General features: G+C 66.4%; 24 protein-coding genes and 2 tRNA genes. 17 read left to right on the top strand and 9 right to left on the bottom strand.

All coding sequences use genetic code 11. The features are described from left to right. Positions 1-17: 17 nt before the first annotated feature. Genes VGM20_04525 through VGM20_04510 form a run of 4 tightly spaced genes read left to right on the top strand, consistent with a single transcriptional unit; the run spans position 18 to position 4363 of the window. Positions 18-608, top strand: coding sequence for a hypothetical protein (locus tag VGM20_04525; GenBank protein HEY4100125.1), 591 nt, complete (start codon positions 18-20; stop codon positions 606-608). Further along, complete coding sequence (locus tag VGM20_04520) at positions 608-1240, top strand: hypothetical protein (GenBank protein ID HEY4100124.1); 633 nt, start codon at positions 608-610, stop codon at positions 1238-1240. The genes VGM20_04525 and VGM20_04520 overlap by 1 nt, the downstream gene beginning before the upstream one ends. Positions 1241-1267: 27 nt before the next feature. Continuing rightward, the gene (locus VGM20_04515) at positions 1268-3127 is read left to right on the top strand and encodes a phosphoenolpyruvate carboxykinase (GTP) (GenBank protein HEY4100123.1); all 1860 of its coding nucleotides are present in this window, start codon (positions 1268-1270) and stop codon (positions 3125-3127) included. Positions 3128-3139: 12 nt separating this feature from the next. After that, positions 3140-4363, top strand: coding sequence for an HD domain-containing protein (locus tag VGM20_04510; protein HEY4100122.1), 1224 nt, complete (start codon positions 3140-3142; stop codon positions 4361-4363). A 21-nt stretch (positions 4364-4384) separates the two neighbouring features. Here VGM20_04510 and VGM20_04505 read toward each other — a convergent pair whose 3' ends face one another. The 4 genes from VGM20_04505 to VGM20_04490 all read right to left on the bottom strand — a co-directional run bounded on the left by VGM20_04505 (position 4385) and on the right by VGM20_04490 (position 8583). Beyond that, positions 4385-5152, bottom strand: a complete 768-nt coding sequence (locus VGM20_04505) for a Stp1/IreP family PP2C-type Ser/Thr phosphatase (GenBank protein HEY4100121.1) — start codon at positions 5150-5152, stop codon at positions 4385-4387. Continuing rightward, positions 5153-5584 (bottom strand): FHA domain-containing protein, encoded by a 432-nt coding sequence (locus VGM20_04500; GenBank protein ID HEY4100120.1) that lies wholly within the window; start codon positions 5582-5584, stop codon positions 5153-5155. It lies immediately after the preceding gene. A 153-nt stretch (positions 5585-5737) separates the two neighbouring features. Next, positions 5738-7525 carry an ABC transporter ATP-binding protein gene (locus tag VGM20_04495; protein HEY4100119.1) on the bottom strand — a complete coding sequence of 596 codons (1788 nt, stop codon included), beginning with the start codon at positions 7523-7525 and terminating at the stop codon, positions 5738-5740. Next, positions 7522-8583, bottom strand: a complete 1062-nt coding sequence (locus tag VGM20_04490) for a lysylphosphatidylglycerol synthase transmembrane domain-containing protein (GenBank protein HEY4100118.1) — start codon at positions 8581-8583, stop codon at positions 7522-7524. The genes VGM20_04495 and VGM20_04490 overlap by 4 nt, the downstream gene beginning before the upstream one ends. Before the next feature lie 80 nt (positions 8584-8663). Between VGM20_04490 and uvrA the strand changes: the two genes are divergently transcribed. Then, positions 8664-11465 (top strand): excinuclease ABC subunit UvrA, encoded by a 2802-nt coding sequence (uvrA, locus tag VGM20_04485; protein ID HEY4100117.1) that lies wholly within the window; start codon positions 8664-8666, stop codon positions 11463-11465. Here uvrA and VGM20_04480 read toward each other — a convergent pair. The 5 genes from VGM20_04480 to VGM20_04460 form a co-directional block, all read right to left on the bottom strand. Next, positions 11462-12769 (bottom strand): pyridoxal-dependent decarboxylase, encoded by a 1308-nt coding sequence (locus VGM20_04480; protein HEY4100116.1) that lies wholly within the window; start codon positions 12767-12769, stop codon positions 11462-11464. The genes uvrA and VGM20_04480 overlap by 4 nt on opposite strands. An 80-nt stretch (positions 12770-12849) precedes the next feature. Then, a complete protein-coding gene (gene rpmG, locus VGM20_04475) occupies positions 12850-13008 on the bottom strand; it encodes a 50S ribosomal protein L33 (GenBank protein HEY4100115.1) in 159 nt (52 codons plus the stop codon). Between the two features lie 18 nt (positions 13009-13026). Next, the gene (rpsN, locus tag VGM20_04470; GenBank protein ID HEY4100114.1) at positions 13027-13332 is read right to left on the bottom strand and encodes a 30S ribosomal protein S14; all 306 of its coding nucleotides are present in this window, start codon (positions 13330-13332) and stop codon (positions 13027-13029) included. Positions 13333-13499: 167 nt separating this feature from the next. Further along, complete coding sequence (locus tag VGM20_04465) at positions 13500-15020, bottom strand: hypothetical protein (GenBank protein HEY4100113.1); 1521 nt, start codon at positions 15018-15020, stop codon at positions 13500-13502. A 72-nt stretch (positions 15021-15092) separates the two neighbouring features. Then, positions 15093-15155 (bottom strand) — tRNA-Asn (locus VGM20_04460). 158 nt (positions 15156-15313) lie between these two features. On the opposite strand from VGM20_04460, the gene VGM20_04455 reads away from it, so the two are divergent. The 12 genes from VGM20_04455 (at position 15314) to VGM20_04400 (ending at position 24079) form a co-directional block, all read left to right on the top strand. Beyond that, positions 15314-15733, top strand: a complete 420-nt coding sequence (locus VGM20_04455) for a hypothetical protein (protein HEY4100112.1) — start codon at positions 15314-15316, stop codon at positions 15731-15733. Positions 15734-15779: 46 nt separating this feature from the next. Continuing rightward, entirely contained in the window at positions 15780-16256 is a 477-nt protein-coding gene (locus tag VGM20_04450) for an Ig-like domain-containing protein (GenBank protein ID HEY4100111.1), read from the top strand. 71 nt (positions 16257-16327) lie between these two features. Next, positions 16328-16400, top strand: a tRNA-Thr gene (locus tag VGM20_04445). Between the two features lie 19 nt (positions 16401-16419). After that, positions 16420-17115, top strand: a complete 696-nt coding sequence (locus VGM20_04440) for a hypothetical protein (protein HEY4100110.1) — start codon at positions 16420-16422, stop codon at positions 17113-17115. Continuing rightward, entirely contained in the window at positions 17112-17360 is a 249-nt protein-coding gene (locus VGM20_04435; GenBank protein ID HEY4100109.1) for a hypothetical protein, read from the top strand. Before VGM20_04440 ends, VGM20_04435 begins: the two co-directional genes overlap by 4 nt. Further along, positions 17357-19150, top strand: coding sequence for a DUF87 domain-containing protein (locus tag VGM20_04430; protein HEY4100108.1), 1794 nt, complete (start codon positions 17357-17359; stop codon positions 19148-19150). Before VGM20_04435 ends, VGM20_04430 begins: the two co-directional genes overlap by 4 nt. Further along, positions 19147-19659: a crossover junction endodeoxyribonuclease RuvC gene (locus tag VGM20_04425; protein HEY4100107.1), complete on the top strand. Its 513-nt coding sequence runs from the start codon at positions 19147-19149 to the stop codon at positions 19657-19659. Before VGM20_04430 ends, VGM20_04425 begins: the two co-directional genes overlap by 4 nt. After that, the gene (locus VGM20_04420) at positions 19656-19955 is read left to right on the top strand and encodes a hypothetical protein (GenBank protein ID HEY4100106.1); all 300 of its coding nucleotides are present in this window, start codon (positions 19656-19658) and stop codon (positions 19953-19955) included. Before VGM20_04425 ends, VGM20_04420 begins: the two co-directional genes overlap by 4 nt. A gap of 151 nt (positions 19956-20106) precedes the next feature. Beyond that, positions 20107-20676, top strand: a complete 570-nt coding sequence (locus tag VGM20_04415) for a hypothetical protein (protein HEY4100105.1) — start codon at positions 20107-20109, stop codon at positions 20674-20676. A gap of 324 nt (positions 20677-21000) precedes the next feature. After that, entirely contained in the window at positions 21001-21489 is a 489-nt protein-coding gene (locus tag VGM20_04410; GenBank protein HEY4100104.1) for a hypothetical protein, read from the top strand. 176 nt (positions 21490-21665) lie between these two features. Continuing rightward, a complete protein-coding gene (locus tag VGM20_04405; GenBank protein HEY4100103.1) occupies positions 21666-22154 on the top strand; it encodes a hypothetical protein in 489 nt (162 codons plus the stop codon). After that, positions 22151-24079 carry a terminase gpA endonuclease subunit gene (locus tag VGM20_04400; protein ID HEY4100102.1) on the top strand — a complete coding sequence of 643 codons (1929 nt, stop codon included), beginning with the start codon at positions 22151-22153 and terminating at the stop codon, positions 24077-24079. The genes VGM20_04405 and VGM20_04400 overlap by 4 nt, the downstream gene beginning before the upstream one ends. Positions 24080-24083: the final 4 nt, after the last annotated feature.

Raw genomic sequence — 24083 nt, 5'->3', positions numbered from 1 at the left:
GCCGCCATCTTGGCTGGATGCGTTTCGTGATCGGTTCGCTCGGGATCCTGGCCGCGGCACCGTTATCCGCCCAGGCGACCGGTCGTCTGTCGGCGGGGGTCACCTCCAGCTCGTCGATCATCGTCGACGACATCCTCAATACCAGGCTTCGCCCCGCCTTGGCACCCACCATCACGGCGGCGTTCTCGATCCCGACCGGGAAGGGTCCGTACCGGGCAACGGTGGAGGCGAGCTATTCCCGGTCGGCGCTCAACGTGACCGACGGCGATTCGATTCACGACCAGCTGGCGTCGGTCGGGACTGCAACGACCGAGCTCCTGATCGAAGGGCCGATTCGCGGCGAGCTGCACTGGCAGGCAGGCGGCGGGATGATCTTCTATCTCCCCTCCGAGCGCCAGGGAATCTTCCAGGACGACGGCACGCACCGGTGGATCGTCGCGGGGGGCCTGCTGCTGACCCACCCTCTCACCGCGACGATGAATCTCACGGTCACCGGGCGCGTCGATACCCACAACTTCACCACCGAGGTGCTGCAGGCACGGGACTTCGGCATCGCGCAGGCGGTGCAACGCGTGGCGCTGCTCGTCGGCGTCAGCCGGAGGTTCTGATGCGCGCGCCGCTCCTCCTCGCCGCCGTGGGGCTCGCGCTCGCCGGATGCAACAACATCGCCGCCCCCGCCGTCACGAACATCTATGAATTCCGGGATGTCGAATTCGGCGACACCCTCACCTTCCACTGGCCGCGGAGCATGCTGCCGGTGCGAGTCTGGGTGGCATCGGATTCACCGATCCGGGACAACGTCGAGACGGCGATTGCCCGGTGGCAGAATGCGACGCTCTACGGGGAGTTCCGCGCCACGCTGGTCGCCGACTCGACCACCGCCGACATCATCGTCAGGAATGCACCATCCGACGTCGGCGGGGGGATCCTGTCGATGGCGCCCCAGTGCGATGGCGAGACCGACCTCGATGTCGACACCAACGCCAACACCCTGACGCTGCCGATTCACATCTTCATGTTCGCCGTCGTCGCCGACGAGATTCCCGGGATCCCGGCCTGCTACAGCATCACGATGACGCATGAGCTCGGCCATGCGATCGGTCTCCTCGTGCACTCGCCCGACGTCGGTGATGTGATGTATTCCAATCCGATGTTCGACGGGATCAGCGACCGGGACCGGCAGACGGTGACAGATCTCTATCATTACCCCGCCACCCTGACCATTACCGGTCGCCGCTAGCCCGGTACCGGACGCTCTGGAGCTTTGATGACCGCCACATCGCCGCACAAGTCCGCCGCACCGCAGTGGGTGCGACACCCTCGCCTCGTTGCCTGGGTCAATGACACGGCCGCGCTGACGCAGCCCGATCACATTCATTGGTGCGACGGGTCGGAGGCGGAGTACAACCGACTGTGCGGTGAGATGGTGGAAACCGGAATGATGGTGCGGCTGGACGAGAAGAAGCGGCCCAATTCCTATCTCGCGTGCTCCGACCCTGAAGATGTGGCCCGCGTCGAAGACCGGACCTTCATCTGCAGCCATCGGAAGCAGGATGCCGGACCGACCAACAACTGGGTCGATCCCCGCGAGATGCATGAGACGCTGCGCGGACTGTTCGACGGGTCCATGCGCGGCCGCACCATGTACGTGATCCCGTTCTCGATGGGCCCGATCGGTTCGCCGCTCTCGCACATCGGGGTGGAGCTCTCCGACTCACCGTATGTGGTGGCCAACATGCGCATCATGACGCGGATGGGGCGCGCCGTGCTCGACGCGCTCGGCGACGGCGAGTTCGTCCCCTGCGTGCACTCGGTCGGCAAACCGCTCGAGGCGGGGGAAGCCGATGTCCGCTGGCCGTGCAACGCGAAGCAGAAGTACATCGTGCACTTCCCCGAGGAGCGGCAGATCTGGTCGTTCGGATCGGGATACGGCGGCAACGCGCTGCTCGGCAAGAAATGTTTCGCGCTTCGCATCGCCTCGGTGATGGGGCGTGACGAAGGATGGATGGCAGAGCACACGCTGATTCTCGGTGTCAAGAGCCCGACCGGCGAAAAGACCTATCTCGCGGCCGGGTTTCCGAGCGCGTGCGGCAAGACCAATCTCGCGATGCTGATCCCGCCCAAGGGCTACGACGGGTGGAGCGTCACGACCGTCGGCGATGACATTGCGTGGATCCGCCCCGGCCCCGATGGGCGGTTGCGCGCGATCAACCCCGAGGCGGGATACTTCGGCGTCGCGCCGGGGACGTCGAACGACACCAATCCCAATGCAATGGCCACGATGGCGAAGAACGCCATCTTTACCAACGTGGCGCTCACCGAGGACGGCGATGTCTGGTGGGAAGGGCTCACCAAGGAGCCACCGGCGCGGCTGACCGATTGGCGCGGCAATCCGTGGACCCCCGAGAGCAAGACGACGGCGGCGCATCCCAACGCCCGCTTCACCGCCGCGGCATCGCAGTGCCCGTCGATCGATCCGGCGTGGGAAGATCCGGCCGGCGTGCCGATCAGCGCGTTCGTCTTTGGCGGCCGGCGCGCCAGCACGGTGCCGCTCGTCTACCAGGCGTTCAACTGGAGCTTCGGCGTCTATCTCGGCGCGACGATCGGCTCCGAGACCACCGCCGCCGCAGCCGGCGCCGTCGGCCATGTGCGCCGCGATCCCTTCGCGATGCTGCCCTTCTGCGGCTATCACATGGGAGACTACTTCAACCATTGGCTGCAGATGGGACGCGGACTCAACGATCCGCCGCGCATCTTCTGCGTCAACTGGTTCCGCAAGGACGAGAACGGCAAGTTCATCTGGCCAGGGTACGGGCAGAACATGCGCGTGCTCGAGTGGGTCGTCGGGCGGGTGCGCGGCCGGTCCTCGGGAATCGAGAGCCCGATCGGCTGGATGCCACGCTACGAGGATATTCGCTGGGACGGCCTCGATTTTCCCAAGGAGGCGTTCCTGCGACTGATGACAGTCGACCGGGAGCAGTGGAAAGCGGAATTGCTCGGCCACCGCGAACTCTTCGAGAAGCTCTACGACCGGCTCCCGCAGGAGTTCATGTGGATGCGCGAGCTGATTCTCTCCGCCCTGTGGCGCAGTGACGCGCAGTGGCGCCTCGAACCGGAGACGGTCTAGCCGTCGCGCAGCGTGCCAGTCGACGAAATCATCCGCGACCCGCTCTGGGAAAACATCCGCCTCGAACCCGCCGCTGCAGCCGCCATCGATACCCCGGCGATGCAGCGGCTGCGGTACGTCCGGCAGCTGGGACACGCATTCCTCGTCTATCCCGGCGCCACGCACTCACGGTTCGAACACGCCCTCGGTGCCTATCATCTCGCCCGCAGGGCGTTGGCCATCCTCGGCGAGCGCGGAGAGCTCGCGGGACTCGATGATGACGAATGCCTCGCGGTGCGACTTGCCGCGCTGCTCCACGATCTGGGACATTATCCCTACTCGCATGCGCTCGAGGAATCCGACCTCGGCGACCACGAAGCGATCGGCGCGCGACGCCTCGCGGAAGGGGCGCTCGGCGACCTGCTCCGTTCCATCGGAGGCGACCAGCTCATCGAGCGGATCGCCGGGCTGATTCAGGGGACCAGCAATTCGCCACTCGCGGGGCTGGTGTCGGGGTCGCTCGATCTCGACAAGATCGACTATCTCAGCCGCGACGCCCGCATGTGTGGCGTCCCGTACGGGACGGTCGACGTCGATCGCCTGCTGGCATCACTCACTCTTGTCCGTCACGCCGACGGGTCCGGAGAAATGGGCGTGCATGAGAAAGGGGTCAGCGCGCTCGAGACCGTCCTCTTCGCGAAGTACCAGATGTACCGCAATGTCTACTGGCATCACGCCGTGCGCTCCGCCACCTGCATGTTCCGGCGCGCCGTGGAAGCGACCGTCGCGCGGGGAGTGCTCGATCTTGCGGACGTGGAGCGATTCACCGACGCCGAAATCGATGTGGTGATGAGCCGCGAAGACCCGACCGCACTCACCGCCGCTCTCCACCAGCGCCGCCTGTACAAGCGGGCGATCGATCTCGCCGCGAGCGACGTCCCCGATCGCGTGGCGACCGATCCGCTCTGGCGCGATCACAAGCGGCTGCGGGAGGTGGAGCAGCGGGGCGCCGTGGCGCTCGGCCTGCCCCCGTACGGCGTGCTGATCGATTTCCCGGAGCGGGAATCGATGCTGAGCGTCGACCTGCCCTTGATGACGAGAAGCGGCGCCGTCGAGCGCCTGACCGATGCCGGTCGCGCCGGAGCACTCGGTCTCCCGCGGATCGCCGGTGAGCTCTATCGGAGCGCGCGACGGCTGCGCGTCTTCACCAGCGAACCGCGCGAAATCGCCTCGATCGACGAGCTGTTGGCGATCTGATTCAGCGCGGCGACCGAACGGTCAGCCGCGCATTGCGGGCACTTCGCCAGTCGGCGGAGCGACCTCTTCGATCCGGACGAGAATCACCGTGACATTGTCGAGCCCGCCGCGGTGATTCGCGCCGGCGATCAAGGCGTCGACGATCTCTTCCAGGTCACGGCTCCCGCTCAGGATCTGCCGGACATCCTCGTCGTCGAGCATGCCGGTCAGGCCGTCCGATGCGAGGAGGAGAAGATCGTCCGCCTCGAGGGTGCCGAGGTAGAGGTCCGGGATCACATCGCTGCTCGAGCCGACGCACCGGGTGATCACGTTGGCGTACGGGTGGACCCGCGCCTCTTCGGGCGTAAGGCGGCCGGCGTCGACCTGCTCCTGGACGTAGCTGTGGTCCTTGGTGAGCTGGGAGAGGACCCCGCCCCGCAGGAGATACGCCCGCGAATCGCCGACCTGTCCGATCATGTACCGGCGCGGGAGCAGGTCGAGAACAGTCGCCGTCGTCCCCATGCCGCGTTTGTCGTGCTCCGACAGGGTGCGGCGGAAGATTGCGTCGTTGGCAGACCGGATCGCCGCGACCAGCTGTGACATCAGCTCGTCGTCGCTCATGCCGCGGGCCGGATGGAATTGCTCGGCGATGATCCGCGTCGCCATGTCGCTGGCGACTTCACCTGCCGCGTGGCCACCCATCCCGTCTGCGACGATGAACAGGCCGCGGTCGTTGGCCATCAGGTAGGTATCCTCGTTGCCGGAGCGAACCACGCCGACATCGGTGCGGGCCGCGCAGGAAAAGCGCATTCAGATGGTCCGGAAGAGGAAGTAGACGGCAACCAGCAGCGCGCACAGCGCCAGTGAAAACCAGACTCGCGACCAGATCGACGAGGATGCGACCGGCATCATCGCGGCGGGGATCGGGTCATCCGCATACCGCTCGATGGTCGAGTCGCGCCACTGGTCCTCCGGCGCAAATGCGACCTGGACCTGACCAAGCTGCAGCGCCGACCCCGGGGCGAGCACCGCGTCCCCATGGACCGGCTCGCCATCGACCAGTGTCGCGCCCGGACTTCCGAAGTTGCTGAAGGTCCAGACGCCGCCGCGCAACCGGAACTGGCCGTGGCGCGGCGCCACGTCGACGCCGGCGATGATCACATTGTTCGCCGGGTCTGCACCGACCGAAGCAATCGCACCGGTGACCGGCAGATTGGTCCCCGCGTGCGGTCCTGAACGCACCCGGAGGGTCGCCAACGGCGAGTCGCCCTCAGCCAGGGTGCTATCCGTTCGTCGGTCGGACACGCTCATTCCGTCCAGTGTGATCTCCCCGCGGGTGGTCAGTGCCATCGAAGGTCGGGAAACCTATCCGTCGATTGTGGGGAGGGGCAAGAATCATGCGGACGCAGCCGGCGGAAGCATGGCTCCCTGCTGCAGGAGAACCAGCCGGTGATAAAGACCCCGCCGCGCCATCAGGGTCCGGTGGGAGCCGACTTCCCGGAGTTCTCCATGGTGGAAGACCAGGATCGGATCGGCCTCCGCGACCGTGCCGAGGCGGTGCGCCACCACGACGGAGGTGCGTCCGGTCCGCATCCGGACCAGGGCCGCCTGGATCCGCGCCTCGGTTTCGGGATCGACCGCACTGGTCGCCTCGTCCAGCAGGAGGACTGCTGGATTGCCCACCAGAGCCCGGGCAAACGACATCAGCTGTCGCTCCCCGACCGACAGCGACCTCCCTCGTTCGGCCACCACGTGGTCGAGCCCACCCGACAGGCGTTCGACCACACCCCGGCCACCAACGGCAACCAACGCCTCGCGGAGTTCGTCGTCGCTCACCTCGCGGTCGAGGCGAAGATTCCGGGCCAGCGAGTCCCGGAAGAGGAAGAGGTCCTGCGGTACGAACCCCACAACCCGGCGCAACATCGCGGTCGGCACCGTGGCCAGGTCGACTCCGTCGAGGGTGATCGTACCGCGGGTCGGGGCGTAGAACCGGAGGAGGAGCGAGAGGACGGTGCTCTTCCCAGCCCCAGTGTGCCCCACCAGCGCCGCGGTGGCCCCCGCCGGCACGCGAAACGAAACTCCCTTGAGCGCCCATGGAGCGTCGGCGTGGTACCGAAACCAGACGTCATCGAAGACGAGTTCGCCGCGCACCGGCATCGCCAAAGGCACGGGATCGGCGGGCTCGGGAATCTCCACCGGCATGTCGAGCAACCGGAAGATCCGCTCGCCGCTCGCCATCGCGCTCTGCAGCAGATTGAACTTTTCCGAGAGATCCTGCAGCGGCTGAAAGAATCGCCGGACCAGCTGGATGAACGCCGCGAGGACGCCGACGGTCAGTCCGAGACCGGCCCCGCGAAAGCCGGCGTACCAGAGGAGCAGCGCAATCGAGGCCGCCGTGAGGAATTCGACCACCGGAAAGAACAGTGCGTAGAGCGTGATCGACCGGAGATTCGCGGCGAGATAGTCGCGATTCACTGCGCCGTGCACCCGTGCGCTCGCCTCGCGACGATTGAACAGTTGCACCACCCGGACGCCGGACAGCTGCTCCTGCAGATACGCGTTCAGCCGGGCCACTGCGGCGCGGATATCGCGAAACGCCTGCCGCATCGATCGCCGGAAGAAGGCGACGACCCCAAGCATGAACGGAAGGACTGCGAATGCGACCAGCGCCAGGCGCCAGTTCACGACGAGCATCATCGCGCTGATCGCCACGAGCGTCGCGACGTCGCCCACCACCGTCACGACCCCGGAGGAGAAGAGTTCGTTCAGCGTCTCGACATCCGACGTCATCCGCGTCACCAATCTGCCGATCGGCTGCCGGTCAAAATATGGAATGCTCAGCCGCTGCAGTTGCGCGAAGAGCTGGCGCCGCAGGTCGGACATCACCCGCTGGCCGACCCACGTGGTCAGGATCGTCTGGGCGTACTCCCCGGCAAACGACACAAAGAGCGCCGCGCTGTAGACGGTGCCGAGGGTGAGGAGCAGCGCGCCGTCGCGCGCCGGTATGGCGACGTCGAGTGCGCGCTGGGTCAGGAACGGACCGACCAGCGCCAGTGCGGCGTCGACCAGGAGGAGCGCCACGGCGACGCTGATTGCTGCGAGATATGGACGGACGTACCGGACCAGCCGTCGCCCCATCTCCGGATCGGGACCTTCGAGAACGTCATCCGCCGCAATGCTCACGGCGTAGTGACCTCGATCTCCTTGAGACCGCGGCGGACCCACGTCGAGAAGACGAAGAAGCCGGCGGCGATCGTGAACCAGGTGAGGATGCAGCGCCAGACCAGCGTGTATCCCGGCATCTGCTCACGTGGAAGGTACGGCGCCATCACCGCGAGCGAGAGCAACTCGGCGAACCCCGATCCCCCAGGCGTCGGGGCGAAGTAGAGCGCCGACGTGATGAACGTCTGCAGCAGCAGCAGGTCGAAGAATTGGACGTGAATGCCGATGGCGCGGCACGCCACGTAGCCGGCGAGGAGCTTGTTGGCGTGACTTGGCCCCGAAAGAATCGTCGCCCAGAAAAGCGACAGCCACCCCCGCGGAGAATTGAATCGCTGCATGCTCTCGTGCGCCTGGTCGATGCCGGCTCGCAGCTTGTCGAGCCGGGTCGCAACCCGGCGGCTCCGCTGGCCGAGCGCCGTCGCCGCGCGATGGACTCCGGCCGAGATCACCTTCGGCACGAGCATCACCAGCAGGAGCAGCACGCCGAGCACGGCGAAGGCGAGATTGCTCCACTTGAACAGGTCGAGGAGATTGAGGCCGAGAAGGTCGCCGTACTTCGACAGCGATTCGCCGGCTCCGAGCCAGAGCGCCAGGCGCCCGGCGATCGCGAAGAAGGCGACGGTCGCAATGAATGACATCAGGGTCGTCGTCATCGCCTTGGGAACCGGGATCCCGCAGCGCTTCATCGCATAGATCATGATCGGCGACGCACCCGCCTGGCCCGGCGTCACGTACGATCCCCATGCGCCCATTCCGCCGGCGATCACCATTCCGCGCAGCGGCGGGTTGGGATGGACTTCGCGCGCCAGGACCCAGAGCCGCAATCCGCCGCCGAACCAGTCCAGCGAAGCAAGCCCGACTCCCGCAAGCACCCAACGCCAGTGCAGTTGCGCGAGCGAAGCCACGAATTCGTGCGTATTGTGGCCATAGAGGAGGACGCCACCGTACGCGAGAATCGAGATCAGGACGAAGAGCGCGAAACCTTGCCGAAGGCGCGCGGGCGTGAGCATACCGGGCATCTGCGCCAAACGTACCGTCAAATGCGGGAAGAGAAAAGGTGAAACGCGGCGCGGACCACGCGGCCGTTTACGTTTCAGCGGTGAAAACGGTCATCCGCGTCATCAATGCCCGCCAGCACAATCTGCACGGCATCACCGTCGAAATCCCGCGCCGCAGCGTCACGGTCGTCACCGGTCCGTCGGGAAGCGGCAAGAGCTCGCTCGCGTTCGATACGCTGTATGCCGAGGGACAGCGTCGCTATATCGAGTCGCTGTCGACCTACGCCAAGCAATTCCTCGAGCGGATGCCGAAGCCGCTGGTCGACCGCATTGACGGGATCGCGCCGGCCGTGGCGATCGAGCAGCAGGCGCCGTCGATGTCGTCGCGATCCACCGTCGGCACCGCGACCGAGGTCTACGACCACCTTCGTCTCCTCTGGGCTCGCATCGGGATCGCGTCGTGCATCCGCTGCGGCGGTCCGGTGCGCCGCGACACGCCCCAATCCGCCACCGACGCGGTCGTCGCCGCCAATCCGGGCCGCGTCCAGATCGCCTTTCCCCTCCCCGCGACCGCACGCGTCACCCACGCGGGAACGGTCGAGAATCTCCGCGCACTCGGCTTCGTCCGCCTGCTCGTTGACGGGGCACCATATCATCTCGACGAACTTCCCGCGTCGGTCGATTTTTCGACCGCAGGCGAAGTCGTGGTGGTGGTCGATCGCCTCGCGACAACCGCGGACCAGCAGGGACGGCTCAGCCAGTCGATCAGCACCGCGTTCGACGAAGGCGAGGGGATCGCCCTCGCGCTTGGCGAAGCAGAGCGACTGCGCTTCACCGAGTCTCCGGCGTGCAGTGTCTGCGATACGCCGGCACCGCGCATCACGCCGACCCTCTTCTCCTTCAACAACCCGCGCGGCGCCTGCCCCACCTGTAACGGCTTCGGCGCGACGCTCGAGTACGATCTCACACTGATCGTCCCCGACCCGGAGCGAACGCTCCGCGAAGGTGCGCTCGATCCGTGGACCAAGCCGCGCTACGACGGGCGGCGGCGGCTTCTGGCGACGGCCGCGCGGTCGCTCGGCGTGTCGATGGATACGCCGTGGCGCGAACTCCCCGGCGCCGCCCGAGAGACATTGCTGCACGGGACCGTCGGGAAGTTCGTCGGGATTTTCCCGTTTCTTCGCGCACTCGAGGCGAAGCGCTACAAGCAGTACATCCGGGTCTTTCTGCGGCAGTACCAGATGGCCCACGAATGCTCCAGCTGTCACGGCACCCGGCTCAAGCCCGAATCGCTCGCGGTGCACATCGCCGGCGTGAGCATTGCCCAGGTGGCGGCGCTGACGATCGATCAGCTGCATCGATGGCTCGCGGCACTCGACCTCTCCGGCGGCGCCCGGCAGATCGCGGACCTGATTCTCGAGGACACCGATGCTCGCGTGCAATACCTCCGTGACGTCGGACTCGGCTATCTCACGCTCGACCGGCAGACCCGCACGCTCTCCGGTGGCGAGGCCCAGCGCATCGCCCTCGGCAACGCACTCGGTGCGCGCCTCGTCGACGCCATCTACGTCCTCGATGAGCCGTCGATCGGACTCCACCCGCGCGACACCGATCGGCTCCTCGCACTGCTTCGCCGCCTGCGCGACCTCGGCAACACGCTGGTCGTCGTCGAACACGACCTGAGTGCGATTCGCGGTGCCGACTGGATGATCGAGCTCGGTCCAGGTGCGGGGGAGCACGGCGGACGCCTGGTGTATGCCGGCGAAATAGCCGGCGCGCACCAGACGCTGACGGCAGAGTATCTGACCGGCGCCAAGCGAATCGGCGTGCCATCGGTGCGCCGCGACGTGAGCGGGCCTGCGCTCGCCGTGCGCGGCGCGCGCCTGCACAACCTCGACGGCGTCGACGTGAACATCCCGCTCGGTACGCTCACGGCGATCACGGGAGTCTCCGGCTCCGGCAAGAGCACCCTCGTGTACGACATCATCTACCGCCAGCTGCAGCGGCACCTCGAGGGCGAGCATTCCGCCAAGACCCATCTCGGCGAAACGGTCGGCGACGTCGACTCGATCGACGGATGGCAGTTCCTCAACAGCGTCGTGCTGGTGGACCAGACGCCGATCGGCCGGACGCCGCGCTCCAATCCGGTCACCTACATTCGCGCCTACGACGAGATCCGCGAACTCTTCGCGTCACAGCCGCTGGCCCGCCAGCGGAAGTACACCCCGACAACCTTCTCGTTCAATGTGGCCGGCGGTCGATGCGACGCCTGCGAAGGCGCCGGCCAGGTGAAGATCGAAATGGTCTTTCTCGCCGACGTCTTCGTGCCATGCGAAGTCTGCGGAGGGACCCGATTCAAGCGCGACGTGCTCGACGTCCGGGTGCAGGGGTTCTCGATTCACGACGTGCTGCAGTGGAGCGTCGACGAAGCGATTCGGCGCTTTCGCCATCAGGCAAGGCTCGGCACCGCACTGTGGCAGCTGCAGCAGGTGGGGCTTGGATACCTGCGCCTGGGCCAGCCGGCGACGACGTTGTCGGGTGGCGAAGCGCAGCGGCTCAAGATCGCCCGCGAACTCCTCGCCGCGTCGAAGCGCGCCGGACGCAAGCTCTATCTCCTCGACGAGCCGACGACCGGCCTCCACATCGACGACGTGCGTGTGCTGATCAGCGTGCTCGACAAGCTGGTCGACGCCGGCCATACCGTCGTCGTCATCGAGCATCACACCGATGTGATCAAGCGGGCGGACTGGGTGATCGATCTGGGCCCCGACGCCGGACCCGAGGGAGGGCGCATCGTTGCGATGGGCCGGCCGGAAGAAGTGGCCCAGCAGCCGGAATCGTGGACCGGGCGCTATCTCGCGGAGGCGCTCCAGGCCGAGCCGGCCGCTACGGTCGGCGGCTAGCGGGCCTCTGCGCGCAGCAATCGCCACGCCTCTTCGACGTGGCGCTGTTCGGAGCGAAATCCACCAATCGCCATCCGGATCGCATATCGGCCACCGAGGGTGGTGTGGGTGAGATGCACTCGCCCCGTCGCATTCACCCGGCCGAGCAAGGCCGCGTTGTGCGCCGCGAGCGCCGGCTCATCTCCCGCCATCGTCGGTGGCACATGCCGGAAGCAGACCAGCGCGAGCGGGGCCGGAGCCAGCCGTTCGAAATCTGGTGCGTCGTCGACCCACGCGGCGAATTGCCGTCCCCAATCGATGTGCTGCCGTACCATCGCGCGCAGCGCCTCGGCGCCGTAGCTCCGCAGAACGAACCAGAGTTTCAACGCGTTGAATCGCCGGCCAAGGGGGATCCCCCAGTCGCGATAGTTCACGGTGTCGCTGTCGGCGTCGTGACGGGTACGCAGGTACTCCGGCGTCGTCGAGAAGGTCCTGATGAGCGCAGCGGTATCGCGCACGAAGTACCCGCTGCAGTGCACGTTGGTGAGCAGCCATTTGTGCGGATTGGTCACCATGGAATCCGCGAATTCGACGCCGTCGAGGAGATGCCGGAATTCCGGTACGATCGCCGCCGAGCCGCCGAACGCAGCGTCGATGTGATACCACGCCCGGTGGGCGGATGCGACCTCGCCGATCGCCCGCAGCGGATCACACGCGGTCGACGACGTCGTGCCGAGGGTCGCGACGACGATCGACGGGACCAACCCGGCCGCGGCATCCGCGCCCATCGCGGCCTCGAGTGCGTCGGGACGCATCGCACAGGTGGCGTCGACCGAAATGACGCGGTGGCGGTCGGCCGGGATCCCCGACAGCCGCGCCGCCTTCGCCACCGATGAATGCGCTTCCGTCGACCAGTATGCCACCACTCTCGACGGATCGACTCCGGCGCGGTCGCGCGCGGTCAGGAATGCGACGAATGTCGACGAGGACGCGGTATCCTGGATGACGCCGGTGAATGTGTCGGGGAGCTGGAGGAGCTGGCGGTACCAGCTCATCACCGTCTGCTCGAGTTCAGTTGCTGCCGGCGAGGTGATCCAGCTCATGCACTGGGCGCCGAGACCCGATGCCAGGATCTCGGCGAGGACCGACGGCGGCGACGAGTTGGATGGGAAGTATGCGAACCACCCCGGGTGACCCCAGTGGGTCATCCCGGGAACGATCAACTCGCGGAAGTCATGGAGAATGTCGTCGAACGATTCGCCAGATTCGGGTGCCGATCCGGGCAGCGACCGGCGAAGCTCGCCAGGGCGCGTGGCGGGAACCACGGGCCGTGATTCGATGTCGCGGTAGTAGTCGGCGAGCCAGTCGATCAGGTCATGGCCGCGCCGACGAAACTCTTCGAGATCTATTTCTCTTCCTTGAACCCGGTATGGCGCTTGAGCGTCGGATCGTACTTCCGGAGTTCCATCCGCTCAGGGTGCTTCTTGGGATTCTTGGTCGTGACGTAGACGTAGGCGCTCTCGCTGCTGCGGAGCTTGACCTGGACGCGTCCCTTCTTGGCCATTGTCGTGATTCTCCGCGGTTACCAGGACGCCTTGCGGACGCCGGGGATGTTGCCCTGCAGCGCCATCTCGCGGAACGCGATCCGCGACAGGCCGAAGCGGCGGACGTAGGCCCGCGACCGGCCGGTCAGCAGACAGCGATTGCGAATCCGCACCGGCGACGCATTGCGGGGGAGCGACTGCAGCTTCCGGTTCGCCTTGTCCTTCTCGACGTCCGATGCCGTAGTGCTCCGAATGACCGCCTTGAGCTTCTTCCGCTGCTCGGCGTGCTTGGTAGCAAGCTTGATCCGCTTGAGATTCCGCTGGATTGAACTGGTCTTGGCCATGGTCCGATCTTGGAGTCGAGAAAATACAGCCTACCAAGATGGCGTGGTCCCTGGGGTTTTGGTAGGGGCCGCAGGAGAGGTCGTGGACGGCGACTTCCCCCTCCGTGAAGGAAGTCCGCCCCCGCTCCCGGCGAGCGCCGGCGATGGCGGCGGGTTGCCTCGATGCCCTAGCGGATGATCGAACCGGTCGTCTGGTCGTACCGGACGATGAACTGATCGGCGTCGCCGACGCTCTGGCGCGATACCGAGCCTGCTCCCGGATCGAAATCGACCAGCCCGAAGAACCTGCCGACCGCCCAGATCGATCCGTCGCCCGCCAGCGAGATCCCGTTGGCGATCGACAGGAAGGTCTCACCAGAAATGACCGAGGTCAGCGGGTCAACCCACCGGAGGTCACCACCGGGGGTGAGCGACACGACGAACGCGTCCGACGCCCCACCGGTCCCCAGTCCCGGGACGACGTGCGTCCCGGATCCCGGATCAAAATCGACAGAGCCCTGGAACGAGCCGCTCAGGTAGAAATTGCCGACCGCGTCCTGGGCCAGCGCGGCGACGGCGTCGGTCCCGGTGCCGCCGATCACCCGCGCAAATCCGATCCAGTTTCCGCCACCGTCATATCCGGTAAGGAAGATGTCGGCGCCACCGTGACTGGTGAGTGCCTGACCGCCGACCCCTGGTCCGACCGATGCGACCCCGTTGAACGTCCCGGCGACATAGATCAGGCCGGTCGGGCTCGCCACGATGCACCCGGGGTTGATCATGTCGTCGCCGCCGCCGCCGCCATGGATCGCCCACTCGAGGTCGAGCGACGTCGACAGGCGCGCCACGAAATAGTCCAGCCCGCCGGAGCTGATCAGCGTCAGCGGAGCCAGTGACGATCCGAAGACCGCGGCGTTGTTGAATGACCCACCGAAGATGATGTCGCCGTCGAGACGGACTGCCAGCGCGTTGCCGACGTCGTTGCCAAGACCGCCGAATTGCGCGACGCTCTTGAACGATCCGTCCTCGCCGTACCGGGCGACGAAGATGTCGGTGCCACCGCGCGATTCGAGGGTATGTGCGTCCGGACCCGGATCGAAGTCGACCGTGTCGGAGAAGAATCCGGTGACAAGCAGGTCGCCGTTCGAATCGAACGCCAGATCGTGCGCCTCATCGGGGCCGCTACCGCCGACGCCGATTGCCCAGTCGCAGACGCCCTCGGCGGTGATCCGCATGATCAGCACATCGTGATCACCGTGATTCTGAACGATATGCCCGTTGCAGTCGGCGCCGGCCGTGACGTAGCCGACGACGTAGGCCGCTCCGTCAGGTCCGACCTTCACGCCATAGGGAACGTCGACATCCGAGCCGCCGATAGCGTTGACCCACTGGAACGTGCCGTCGGACGCGTACTTGGCGAGCGCGATGTCATAGGGGCCGTGCGCGACCTTCGCGGTGGCACCGACGCCACCATCGAAGTCGACGGTGTTGGCGAAATAACTCACCACGTATGCGTTCCCGGCCGCGTCGTTCGCGACGGCGCGCGCGAAATCGGGACCGGAGGAGCCGATGCGAAGTGGAAGGAGCGGACCCGGCGGTGGCGGCGGCGGCGGGGTCGCCCCGCCGTTGTCGGGAAGAAATGGTGCGCGGCAACTGGCCGCAGCAAGGATCACCAGGAACGGCGCGAGGCGCGGGATCAACCGTGGCATTGGCATCATCCCCAGTATCGGAGCGGGGATCGCGAGCGAGCACCCGCGCCAGATTTGGACAGGAAAGTCAGCTCCCGAGGAGGGACTCGAACCCCCGACCCGCTGATTAACAGTCAGTGGCCACCGGTCCTCGGCCGGACACAATGTAGCTACGACGGGCCTTTGCCGGACACGTCCCATCCCGGAAAAGTCGTAACAGGCCCCATCGGTCCCCGAACATCTCCCCGAACATGGCCGCGCCGACCCGTCCCGGGCCGGGCGCCTGAACGTTCCCATCTGAAAGAGGCGACTTGATGCCCGCACTGCCAGGCAGCGACGACGATCTCCCGCCGGACAACGTGACCGAGGAATTCGCGGTGACTGTCACCCGCGTCCGGAGCGGCACTCGGCGGGTCACGCAATGGGGTCAGGTCGGCCGACTGTCAGCGGAGAACGGCGGCGCCCCGCAGTTCGGCAACCACGTGACCGTCGATCGGTTCCGGGGCGAGGAACAGGTCCTCGCCCGGTTCGTCGTGCATGCCGCGCCCGACCCGCTCGTGGTGGTCGCCGCCTGCCAAGGCCGGGTTGACGATCTCTGCTCGTTCCACGCCGCGCACGACAATGAGGAGGTCCGCGACCTGGTCGCGAAGCTCCGCGCTGCGCGCCTGAGAATGCAGGCCGCCGTGACCGCGGCCGAATCCCCCACACCACCCGTTTCACCGGCGTCGACCTGACGTCGTTTCGCGCAGCACCCACCACCACCCCAGCAGGAGCACGACAATGGATGACACGCAGGCGCAGGACAGCACGCCGCAGGATCTGGTCGACGAAGTGAACGCCACGGTCGGGCTCGAGGACTCGGGCACGACGCTCATCAATGGATTCGCCGACCGGATCGCCGCCGGCGTACAGGCGGCCACCGATCTCGCGACGCTCAAGCAGCTGATGGGAACCGAAGTCCAGATCATGCGGGACCATGCGGCGCCGTTCGCGGCGGCGATCGTGGCAGGAACCCCGGCGGCTCCGCCGGCGCCGACGCTCACCCTCGGCGGCAACACCACGCTCAACGCGGGCGACACCAGTCAGCTCACCGGCAGCGCCAGCGATGGCTCGTCGGTCGTCAGCTGGAGCTCGAGCGACACCTCGATCGCCACGGTCGATGCCAATGGCGTCGTCACGGCGGTCGCGACCGGATCGGCCACCATCACGGCGACGACGAAGTCCACCTCGGCGTCGATCGGGATCACGGTCAGCTGAAGTAGCGAAGCGGAGAGAAGTGAAGACGCAGGACGGTGCGCCGGGCTTGATCATGGCGCGGTGCACCGCTCGCTCCTGTAGCTCAGTCGGTAGAGCAGCGCACTCGTAACGCGCAGGTCGCCCGTTCGATTCGGGCCGGGAGCTTCACCCAGGGAGGACGAAGGTGCACGCGCATATCTGGCTCATCGTGCTGCTCATCTACTGCCCGGTCGCGGTCTGGCACTACCGCTGGTACCGGGAAACTCACGAGGGCGTGTCCACGTGGGTCGACCTCACGATCTCGATCGGCTGGCTCCCGTTCTGGTGCTACATGCTCTGGCGTCTCTTCCTGGCGAGGTCCCAAATGAGCGACGAACCCCTGCGAGATGACGGCACGTCGTCGGATCCGGCCACTCCGAAACTCTGCACCACAAGCGGGAAGCCGTGGACTGACGAATCGTCACAAGACCGCGGTGACGGCCAGCAGAAGGACTACCGCGTGCTATGCGAGGAGGAACGCGCGAAAGGCTTCGTTCGACCTGTGCGGAGGAGCTACCAGCATGTCGGCGCTCGCCCGAAATACCCAACCAGGCCGCTGACAGCTGAAGAGCGCGTGCGTTTCGGAGACGAGGGATACACCTGCTTCGAGCCATACCCGCCGGAAAGGTCGCCCGCGATGGGCAGGTTCTGGACCGAACAGCAGCTTCACTCTGGGTGCGGTGTCGTCACGACGATGGGTCAGGCGCTCGCCGAGACGTATGCCCGCAATCCTCGATTCTACGGTGCGACGTTCTGCTGCGGATGCGGCAAGCACCTGCCGGTGGGTGACAATGGTGAGTTCGTCTGGGATGATGGCAGTGGCGAGCGAGTGGGAACGTGAAGGAGTTCGCGATCGACCCGGAAATGGCCGCGAGAATTGAGCTCCTCAAGCGGGAGCTCCTGATCATCCTGCTTCGGCGTCTCGGCGGCAAAGTTGAATTGCCTGTAGCAGAGGTCGACGCGACCGACGGCATCGCGATGCGGATGGACATCGCAACACTTGAGCGGACGATCACTCTAGAACTGATCGGTCGCGACGGTCGTCCGTATCCATGCGCGCCTGTTTCCGGTGGAGTGCTGGCGTGACGCGCCATCTCTTCTCGCCGGCGATGTTGTCGCAGCACACGGCCGTCCTCGGAAAGACCGGGGCGGGCAAGACCATCACGTCCAAGCTGATGATCGAGCAGGTCGTCGCCGAGGGAGCGCGAGTCTGCATCCTCGACCCGCTGAAATCGGACTGGTGGGGACTCACATCGAGTGCCGATGGTAAGCACGCGGGGCTCGCTTTCCAGATCCTCGGCGGCCCGCACGGGCACGTCCCGCTCCACAGCTCGTCGGGGAAAGCGGTGGCTGAGATCGTGGCCACCGGCGCGCTGCCACTCTCGATCATCGATATGGCGGAGTTCGAGCCGGGCGGCCAGGCGCGGTTCTTCACCGAATTCGCGCCCGCCTTGCTGCGGAAGATGCGTGGCGTCGTCTACCTCGTCGTCGAGGAGGCGCATCTTTTCGCGCCGAAGGAGCGCTCAGGCATCGGGTCGGAGAATCTCTCGATCCACTGGGCGAAGACGATCGCGACCGCCGGCCGATCGAAGGGGATCCGGCTGATCCTCGCCACGCAGCGAACGCAGGCGCTGCACAACGCCCTGCTCGGCAGCTGCGATACTCTGATCGCGCACCGGCTCACCGCGCCGGCGGATCAGGAACCGGTCGTGAAGTGGCTCAAGGCGAACACCACGAAGGAGATCCTGGCCGACGTCTCGTCCTCACTCGCCTCACTGAAAACCGGCGAGGGCTGGATCTGCTCCGGCGAGGCCCGGCAGTTCGAGCGCGTCGCCTTTCCGATGATCACCACGTACGACAACACCGCGACCCCCACCGGCGACGGCGTGACGCGCGAGATCAAGACAGCGCCGGTCGACCGCGAGAAGCTTCGGGCGATCATCGGGGACGCGGTCGCCGAGGCCGAAGCACAGGACCCGAGGCGCCTCCGGGCCCGCATCGCCGAGCTCGAGCGCCAGGCAAAGAAGTCCGGAACCGTACAGCCGGCAGCCGCGGCGCCGGGGAAGGTCGAAGTGAAGATCGTCGAGAAGCCGATTGTGAAGCCGGAGGCGGTCGCGCAGCTGGTGCAACTCGCCACGCGCATCTCCGAGGAAAGTGAGCGTTCGAAGGATCGATGGGACCGGTTGGTGGACGGCGTGACCGGGCTGCTTGCTGAGGTGCGAAAAGTGAACGACGCGAAGCCGGCGCCCGGGCGGGGAATCGCTGATAGCCGCGATCGCGCTCGCCAGATGGAAGCACAGATCGGGCGCCTCGCACGAGCTGAGACCCGCACGGCCGCGCCAAGTCGCGTGACGACTGTGAGCACCGACAGCGCTCCGACCGGGAAGATGTCCGCCGGCGCCGTGAAGATCCTGAACGCGCTGGCGGAACTCGAGGCGCTCGGCATTCCGGAGACGACTCGGCATCAACTCGGCATGGTCGCCGGGTACAATCTGACCGGCGGTACCGGCGCACAGCACATCGCCGACTTGATCGCTTTCGGGTTGGCTGAGATGCCGGCGAAGGGCTCGCTCCGCCTGACGGGCGAGGGGCGAGCTGCCGCGACCGCGACCGGCGTTCCCACGACGCTGACAGAATTGCACGAGCGGATTCTCGCCCGGACCTCAGCTGGCTCCCGTCGCATCGCCGAGCACCTCATCGGGATCTATCCCGAGTCGATCTCTCGCGCGGATCTCGGGCAGGCGGTGGGATACAACCTCACCGGCGGGACGGGTGCTCAGCATGTCGCGGACCTGATCACCGTCGGCGCCGCGGTGATGCCGGTGAAGGGGCGCATCGCCGCGAGTCCACTGCTCTTCCCCGAGTCGCTGCAGTGATCGTCCTCGGCGTGGACCCGGGTCTCGCCCACATGGGTGCCGCGGTCGTCGATCGCGAGGCGCCTGGGAAATTCCGGCTCCTCGAGTCCGGCTCGATCACCACCTCGCCGGACGACGCGATCACCGTCCGGCTGCAGCTGCTGGCCAGTCACCTGCAGGCGCTGTTCGCGCGCAACCCGATCGATGTCGTGCTGATCGAGAAGCCCAGCACGATCGGCCTCTACGGTCGTGAGAATGGCGACAGCTCGGCTGGGCTGAAAATCGAGCGCGTCATGACGGACTTCCATCTGGCCCGCGGCGCCATCCTCGTGACCTGCGCATATGGCTGCCGGCGGGTGCTGGAAGTGGGAGCATCGAAGGTCTCGAAGCCCGATCGCGCGAAACGGAACCTCCTCGTCTTCCCGGACTTCACGAAGCGCACCTCCGAACACGAGCGCGACGCCGTTTACATGGCGTGGGCTGCTCCGATCATCGAGCTGCCGCGGCTGCCGAAGCGGAGGGCGTCGTGAGCGCCCGTCAGGCAAAGAGTGAGGTGAAGGTGACCCAGTCGTACCAGCTGCGGCCGCATCGCGGCGGCGATTCAACGCTGCGCGGCTACGTCTTCGAGGGCGAAACCCACGCGCGTGAATGGGGAATGCAGGGTGGACCAGGCAACGAATCGTGGCGTGGGTTCGACTTCGTGCCTGTCATCGTCCGGCGCCGCATCCGCACATGCAACCTTGGCCACAGGCATTCCAGCGTGACGACGAAGCCAGACCCGACGCGGAAGCCGTTGACCTTCCCGCCGGCGGTGGCCGATGAGTGAATTCAAGACCGAAGCCGAGCTCTGCGCGGCATTCACCGCTTGGGTTGCCGCCCGTCGTCCCGACCTGAAGTGTTACGCCGAGTGCGACGGGTGGGACCTGCTCGTCGTCTACCCCGATGGCGTCCAGCTCGGGATACAGGCGAAGCTCCGATTGAACGCCGAAGTCATCATGCAGGCGGTGCCGTCCGACTGGCACAGTCAGCATGGCCCGGAGTTTCGCGCGGTGCTGGTCCCCGAGGAACGTGGCGCCTTCATCGGCCTCGCCAGGCACTGCGGCCTCGTCGTCTTCGCTGGAAGAACCGACTGGTCACGGCACTACGAACAGTTCGGTCCCGACCTCACTCCGCACAACCCCTATGGCCTGCCGTGGGTCGACTGGTGTCCGGAGACGCGCTGCACGGTTCCTGAATTCGCCACCGATTCAGTCGCCGGATCGCCGTCCCCGATCACGCTGACGCAGTGGAAAACTGGCGCGTTGCGCGTCCTCGCTGAGTTGGAAGTGGCCGGGAAGATCACGCGGCAGACGATGCGCGCTTTCCGTGTAGATCAACGGCGCTGGATTCAGATGGGCTGGCTGAAGTCGACGGAGACGCGGGGTACGTACGTCATCGACCACCGGCCACCATTCGCCGACCAGCACCCAACCGCCTACGCCGCGATTCTCTCAGAACGTCGAGCGAAAGAAGCCGAAGCATCAGTTCCGGCAGGAGCGATCGCGTGATCGCGCTCGATGCGTTCACGGCGATCTGCGAGATCTGCCGGTGCGACTGGTACCACGCGTGCCCCGGCGGATGCGGATGGGACCGGGGATTCTGGAAGAAACGACGGGCGGTATGTACGGCGTGCGTGGCGAAGGTGCACCCGCGGCGCACGGGAAAACGGCGCAAGCGTACTGCATAGATCGTCCCGGCTCTGTCTCGCGGCGGCTGCCGGTCAATATCGCTCGACAGACGATCCAGCGTTCGACTGGATAGCGGTGTCGAAGCGCTCTCTCGGGGGAGCGAATGATGCAACGAATTGCGCCGCGACGGCGCACCGGCAGCCCATGAGCTGCTCACATACGGAGATCGAGAAGATCCTGCGCGCTGACATCACTATGCGGCGCGGCGATCGTATCGCCGTGGCAATCTCGATGCGCAACGACGGCTTCGCCGCTCGCGATATCGCCCGGATCGCATCGCTCCGAATGCGCGCCATCCTGCAGCTCGGGCGCGCGATGGGGCTGAAGCCCGGCGACCGGCGTCAGGGATCGCGCGGCAACCGGTACGGTGGCAAGTCTGATGCGGCCCGTCCATGCCTCGGCTGCGTCGCGACTGCGATCGTGAACGTACCGCTCGATGGACTCGAGGCCGTGTGCGAAACGTTCGGCATCGGTTTCCTCAGCGGCTACGGCATCCGTCGGGCCATGCTGTATGCCACCAAGGTGGCCACTGCAGGTGATCCCGTGTGGTATCGCTGCGCCGACTGCGGTCAGGTCACGCCAACGCATCCCTGCGCTCACTGTGGCGCATCGTGGCTCGCCGATGCTGCGTGATTTTCCCGACCGGTCGCAGTGGATTCGGATCGATCGCCGAGTCGCCGGGTCCTCCCGGCAGGGTGCGGTCTCAACGGGAGCGCCGAACCTGTCGGGGATTTGCACACAGCGGGTGGTAGCATTGACAGTGCAGGTGCGATGTGGGTAAACGGCGCAAGCCGTCACCACGTCAGCGGTTGCCAGCCAGTTCGAAGCCCAAGCCGCCCACGATCGCCGTCCTGGCGAAGAAGCTCGGCGTGGGAGAACGCCAGGTCGCGAATCTGCTCAAGGCCGGGATGCCAAAGGCTTGGCCCGATGCCGAGCAGTGGCATCGCGAGCACAAAGCCGCGGCCGAGGCGAAGAAGTTCGGGCCGCGGCGCCAGTCAGCCGGCAAGGAACGGCAGCTCGAGCTCGAGAACCAGATCCTCGAGCTCGAGCTGCAGGAGAAGAAGCGCCAGCTGGTGACCGAGACGGAGGCGCGACGTCGCTACCGGACGCTCGCGGTCCAGGCGGCCGGCGCGATCCGCACGTTGACCCAGTACGGCGACCGCTTGCTCGGCGTCACCGACCCGGTGCTCCTGGACGAGCGACTCGAGGCGATCATCAATCGCCAGCTCGCCATGCTGCGCGGTGAGGACGCGGGGCAGCTGGAGCTGCCGGATGCGCCCGAGCAGGTCGCCGCGTGACGCTCGCGATCGCCGGCGAGGTGATCGACGAGGACGAGCTCGCGCGCTGGGACAAGCTCGAGCGCGAAGAACGTCGCGGCGCGTTCGCGGCGATCTCACCGCTGGATGTCGCGGCATGGGCCCGCGAGCACCTGATGATGTCGCCCGAGGAGAACGACGGGCAGCTCGCACCGTACGATCCCGATCTCACGCCGTGGCACGCGCCGATCATGCGGGCGATGGGCGATCTCCGTGTGCACCGCGTCGTCGGCGTGCTTCCCGCCCAGGTCGGCGGCAAGACAACGATCATGAAGGCGGATCTCGGCGCCCGGATCCATCTGCGACCCTCGCCGATCCTCTGGGGCGTGCCGCGCGACTCGAAGGACGTCCGCACCTGGTCGAAGGACCGCGTCGACCCGATGTTCCGCGACATCCCGGTTCTCCGCGGGCTGGTGTCCGACGAAACCCGCGACAAGATGAACACGATCGCGCGGAAGGCGTACCCCGGCGGCTATCTCGGCATCGTCGGGATGACGCAGTCGGCCGATTTGCAGGCGCGGCCGGTCGCGGTCATCCGCGTCGACGAGCTCGACCAGGTCCCGCGCGACGCCGGGCGCCAGGGCACGCCGCTGCGCCAGCTCGCCACCCGGATGAAACGGTTCCACTACCGGCACCTGGCAGCCTTCGGCACGCCCACCAACGAAGACGACTCCCCGATCATGGAGGAATTCGCCACCACCAACCGCTCGCGCCTGCATCTGCCCTGCCCGCTCTGCGGCGAGCTGCAGATCCTGAAATTCGGATCGCGCGACGTGGCGTGGGGTCTGAAATGGACCGACGGGATGCCGGAGACCGCGCACTATATCTGCGAGCACTGCCTCCGGCCCTTTGGCGAGGAGTTCAAGCGGCAGATGAACGCCGGCGGTCAGTTCGTCGCGGAGAATCCGGCCGAAACCGAGGCGCTGGGCTTCTGGATGAACGCGCTCGTCGGGATGGTGCCCGGCGCGCGCTGGGCGTCGATCGTGAAGGAGTGGTACGAGGTCAAAGACAAGCCGCTGAAGCGGAAACAGTTCATTAACACCGTGCTCTGCGAGCCGTACAAGGAATCAGCGGACTGGGTGGCGACGAACATTCTGTTCGGGCGGGCCGAGCGGTACGAGGCGGAGGTTCCCGATGGCGTGTCGTTCCTCGTGCGGGCGGTCGATACGCAGGACGACCGGCTCGAGGGCGCGGTCTTCGGGTTCGGCCACGAGCGCGAGACCTGGCCGATCGATTACGAGTACCTCGAAGGGGATCCGGGCACGCCGGTGCCCTGGCGCCGGCTGAATGAGTGGCGGCAACGCACCTACCGCCATCGATCGGGACGGCTGCTGCGGCCGATCGTCTGTTTCATCGACCGGCTCGGCCACCACACGACGGACGTCGACAACTGGGTGCGCAATCAGGCGCGCGCGGACGAGCGGACGTTCGGCATCATGGGCTCCGGCGACGAAAACGCGCCGATTCTCGGCAAACCGACCTTCCACAAGCACGCGAAGATCACCACGTACCGCGTCGGCACCTGGCAAGCGAAATTCGACATCCTCAACCGGCTCACCATCGAGCTCGACCAGGGCGAAACGCGGAAACCGGGCCTCATTCACGTCCCCGAGGCCGATTGGTTCACGATCGAGCTGCTCGAGCAGCTGTCGAAGAGCGAGCGACTGACGGAAGAGGTGCGCCGCGGCAAGCTGCACCGGTTCTGGAACGTGCTCGGCCCGAACCACTACCTCGACCTCGCGGTCTACGCGCTCGCGGCCCATTTCACGGTCGGCGCGAAGACCGTGACGACCGGCATGGAGGCGCTCGCGGCGGAATTGTCGTCGCCCTTCACACCGAGCGACGGCGGCGCCGGTGCGCCCCGGTCCGGCCGCCGCATGATCTCGCCCGGGATCAGCGTGGTGTAGCGCG

It is taken from the genome of Gemmatimonadales bacterium (genome assembly GCA_036500345.1).
Classification (GTDB): domain Bacteria; phylum Gemmatimonadota; class Gemmatimonadetes; order Gemmatimonadales; family GWC2-71-9; genus Palsa-1233.
This window is presented reverse-complemented; position numbering and strand designations above follow the sequence as displayed.

Excerpts from the sequence above, each read along its gene's own strand:
- VGM20_04505 (HEY4100121.1), bottom strand. The coding sequence starts at position 5,152 with ATGCGCTTTTCCTGCGCGGCCCGCACCGATGTCGGCGTGGTTCGCTCC.
- VGM20_04490 (HEY4100118.1), bottom strand. The coding sequence starts at position 8,583 with ATGCCCGGTATGCTCACGCCCGCGCGCCTTCGGCAAGGTTTCGCGCTC.
- VGM20_04410 (HEY4100104.1), top strand. The coding sequence starts at position 21,001 with ATGAGCTGCTCACATACGGAGATCGAGAAGATCCTGCGCGCTGACATC.
- VGM20_04465 (HEY4100113.1), bottom strand. The coding sequence starts at position 15,020 with ATGCCACGGTTGATCCCGCGCCTCGCGCCGTTCCTGGTGATCCTTGCT.
- rpmG (HEY4100115.1), bottom strand. The coding sequence starts at position 13,008 with ATGGCCAAGAAGGGACGCGTCCAGGTCAAGCTCCGCAGCAGCGAGAGC.
- VGM20_04515 (HEY4100123.1), top strand. The coding sequence starts at position 1,268 with ATGACCGCCACATCGCCGCACAAGTCCGCCGCACCGCAGTGGGTGCGA.
- VGM20_04525 (HEY4100125.1), top strand. The coding sequence starts at position 18 with ATGCGTTTCGTGATCGGTTCGCTCGGGATCCTGGCCGCGGCACCGTTA.
- VGM20_04450 (HEY4100111.1), top strand. The coding sequence starts at position 15,780 with ATGGATGACACGCAGGCGCAGGACAGCACGCCGCAGGATCTGGTCGAC.
- rpsN (HEY4100114.1), bottom strand. The coding sequence starts at position 13,332 with ATGGCCAAGACCAGTTCAATCCAGCGGAATCTCAAGCGGATCAAGCTT.
- VGM20_04455 (HEY4100112.1), top strand. The coding sequence starts at position 15,314 with ATGCCCGCACTGCCAGGCAGCGACGACGATCTCCCGCCGGACAACGTG.
- VGM20_04520 (HEY4100124.1), top strand. The coding sequence starts at position 608 with ATGCGCGCGCCGCTCCTCCTCGCCGCCGTGGGGCTCGCGCTCGCCGGA.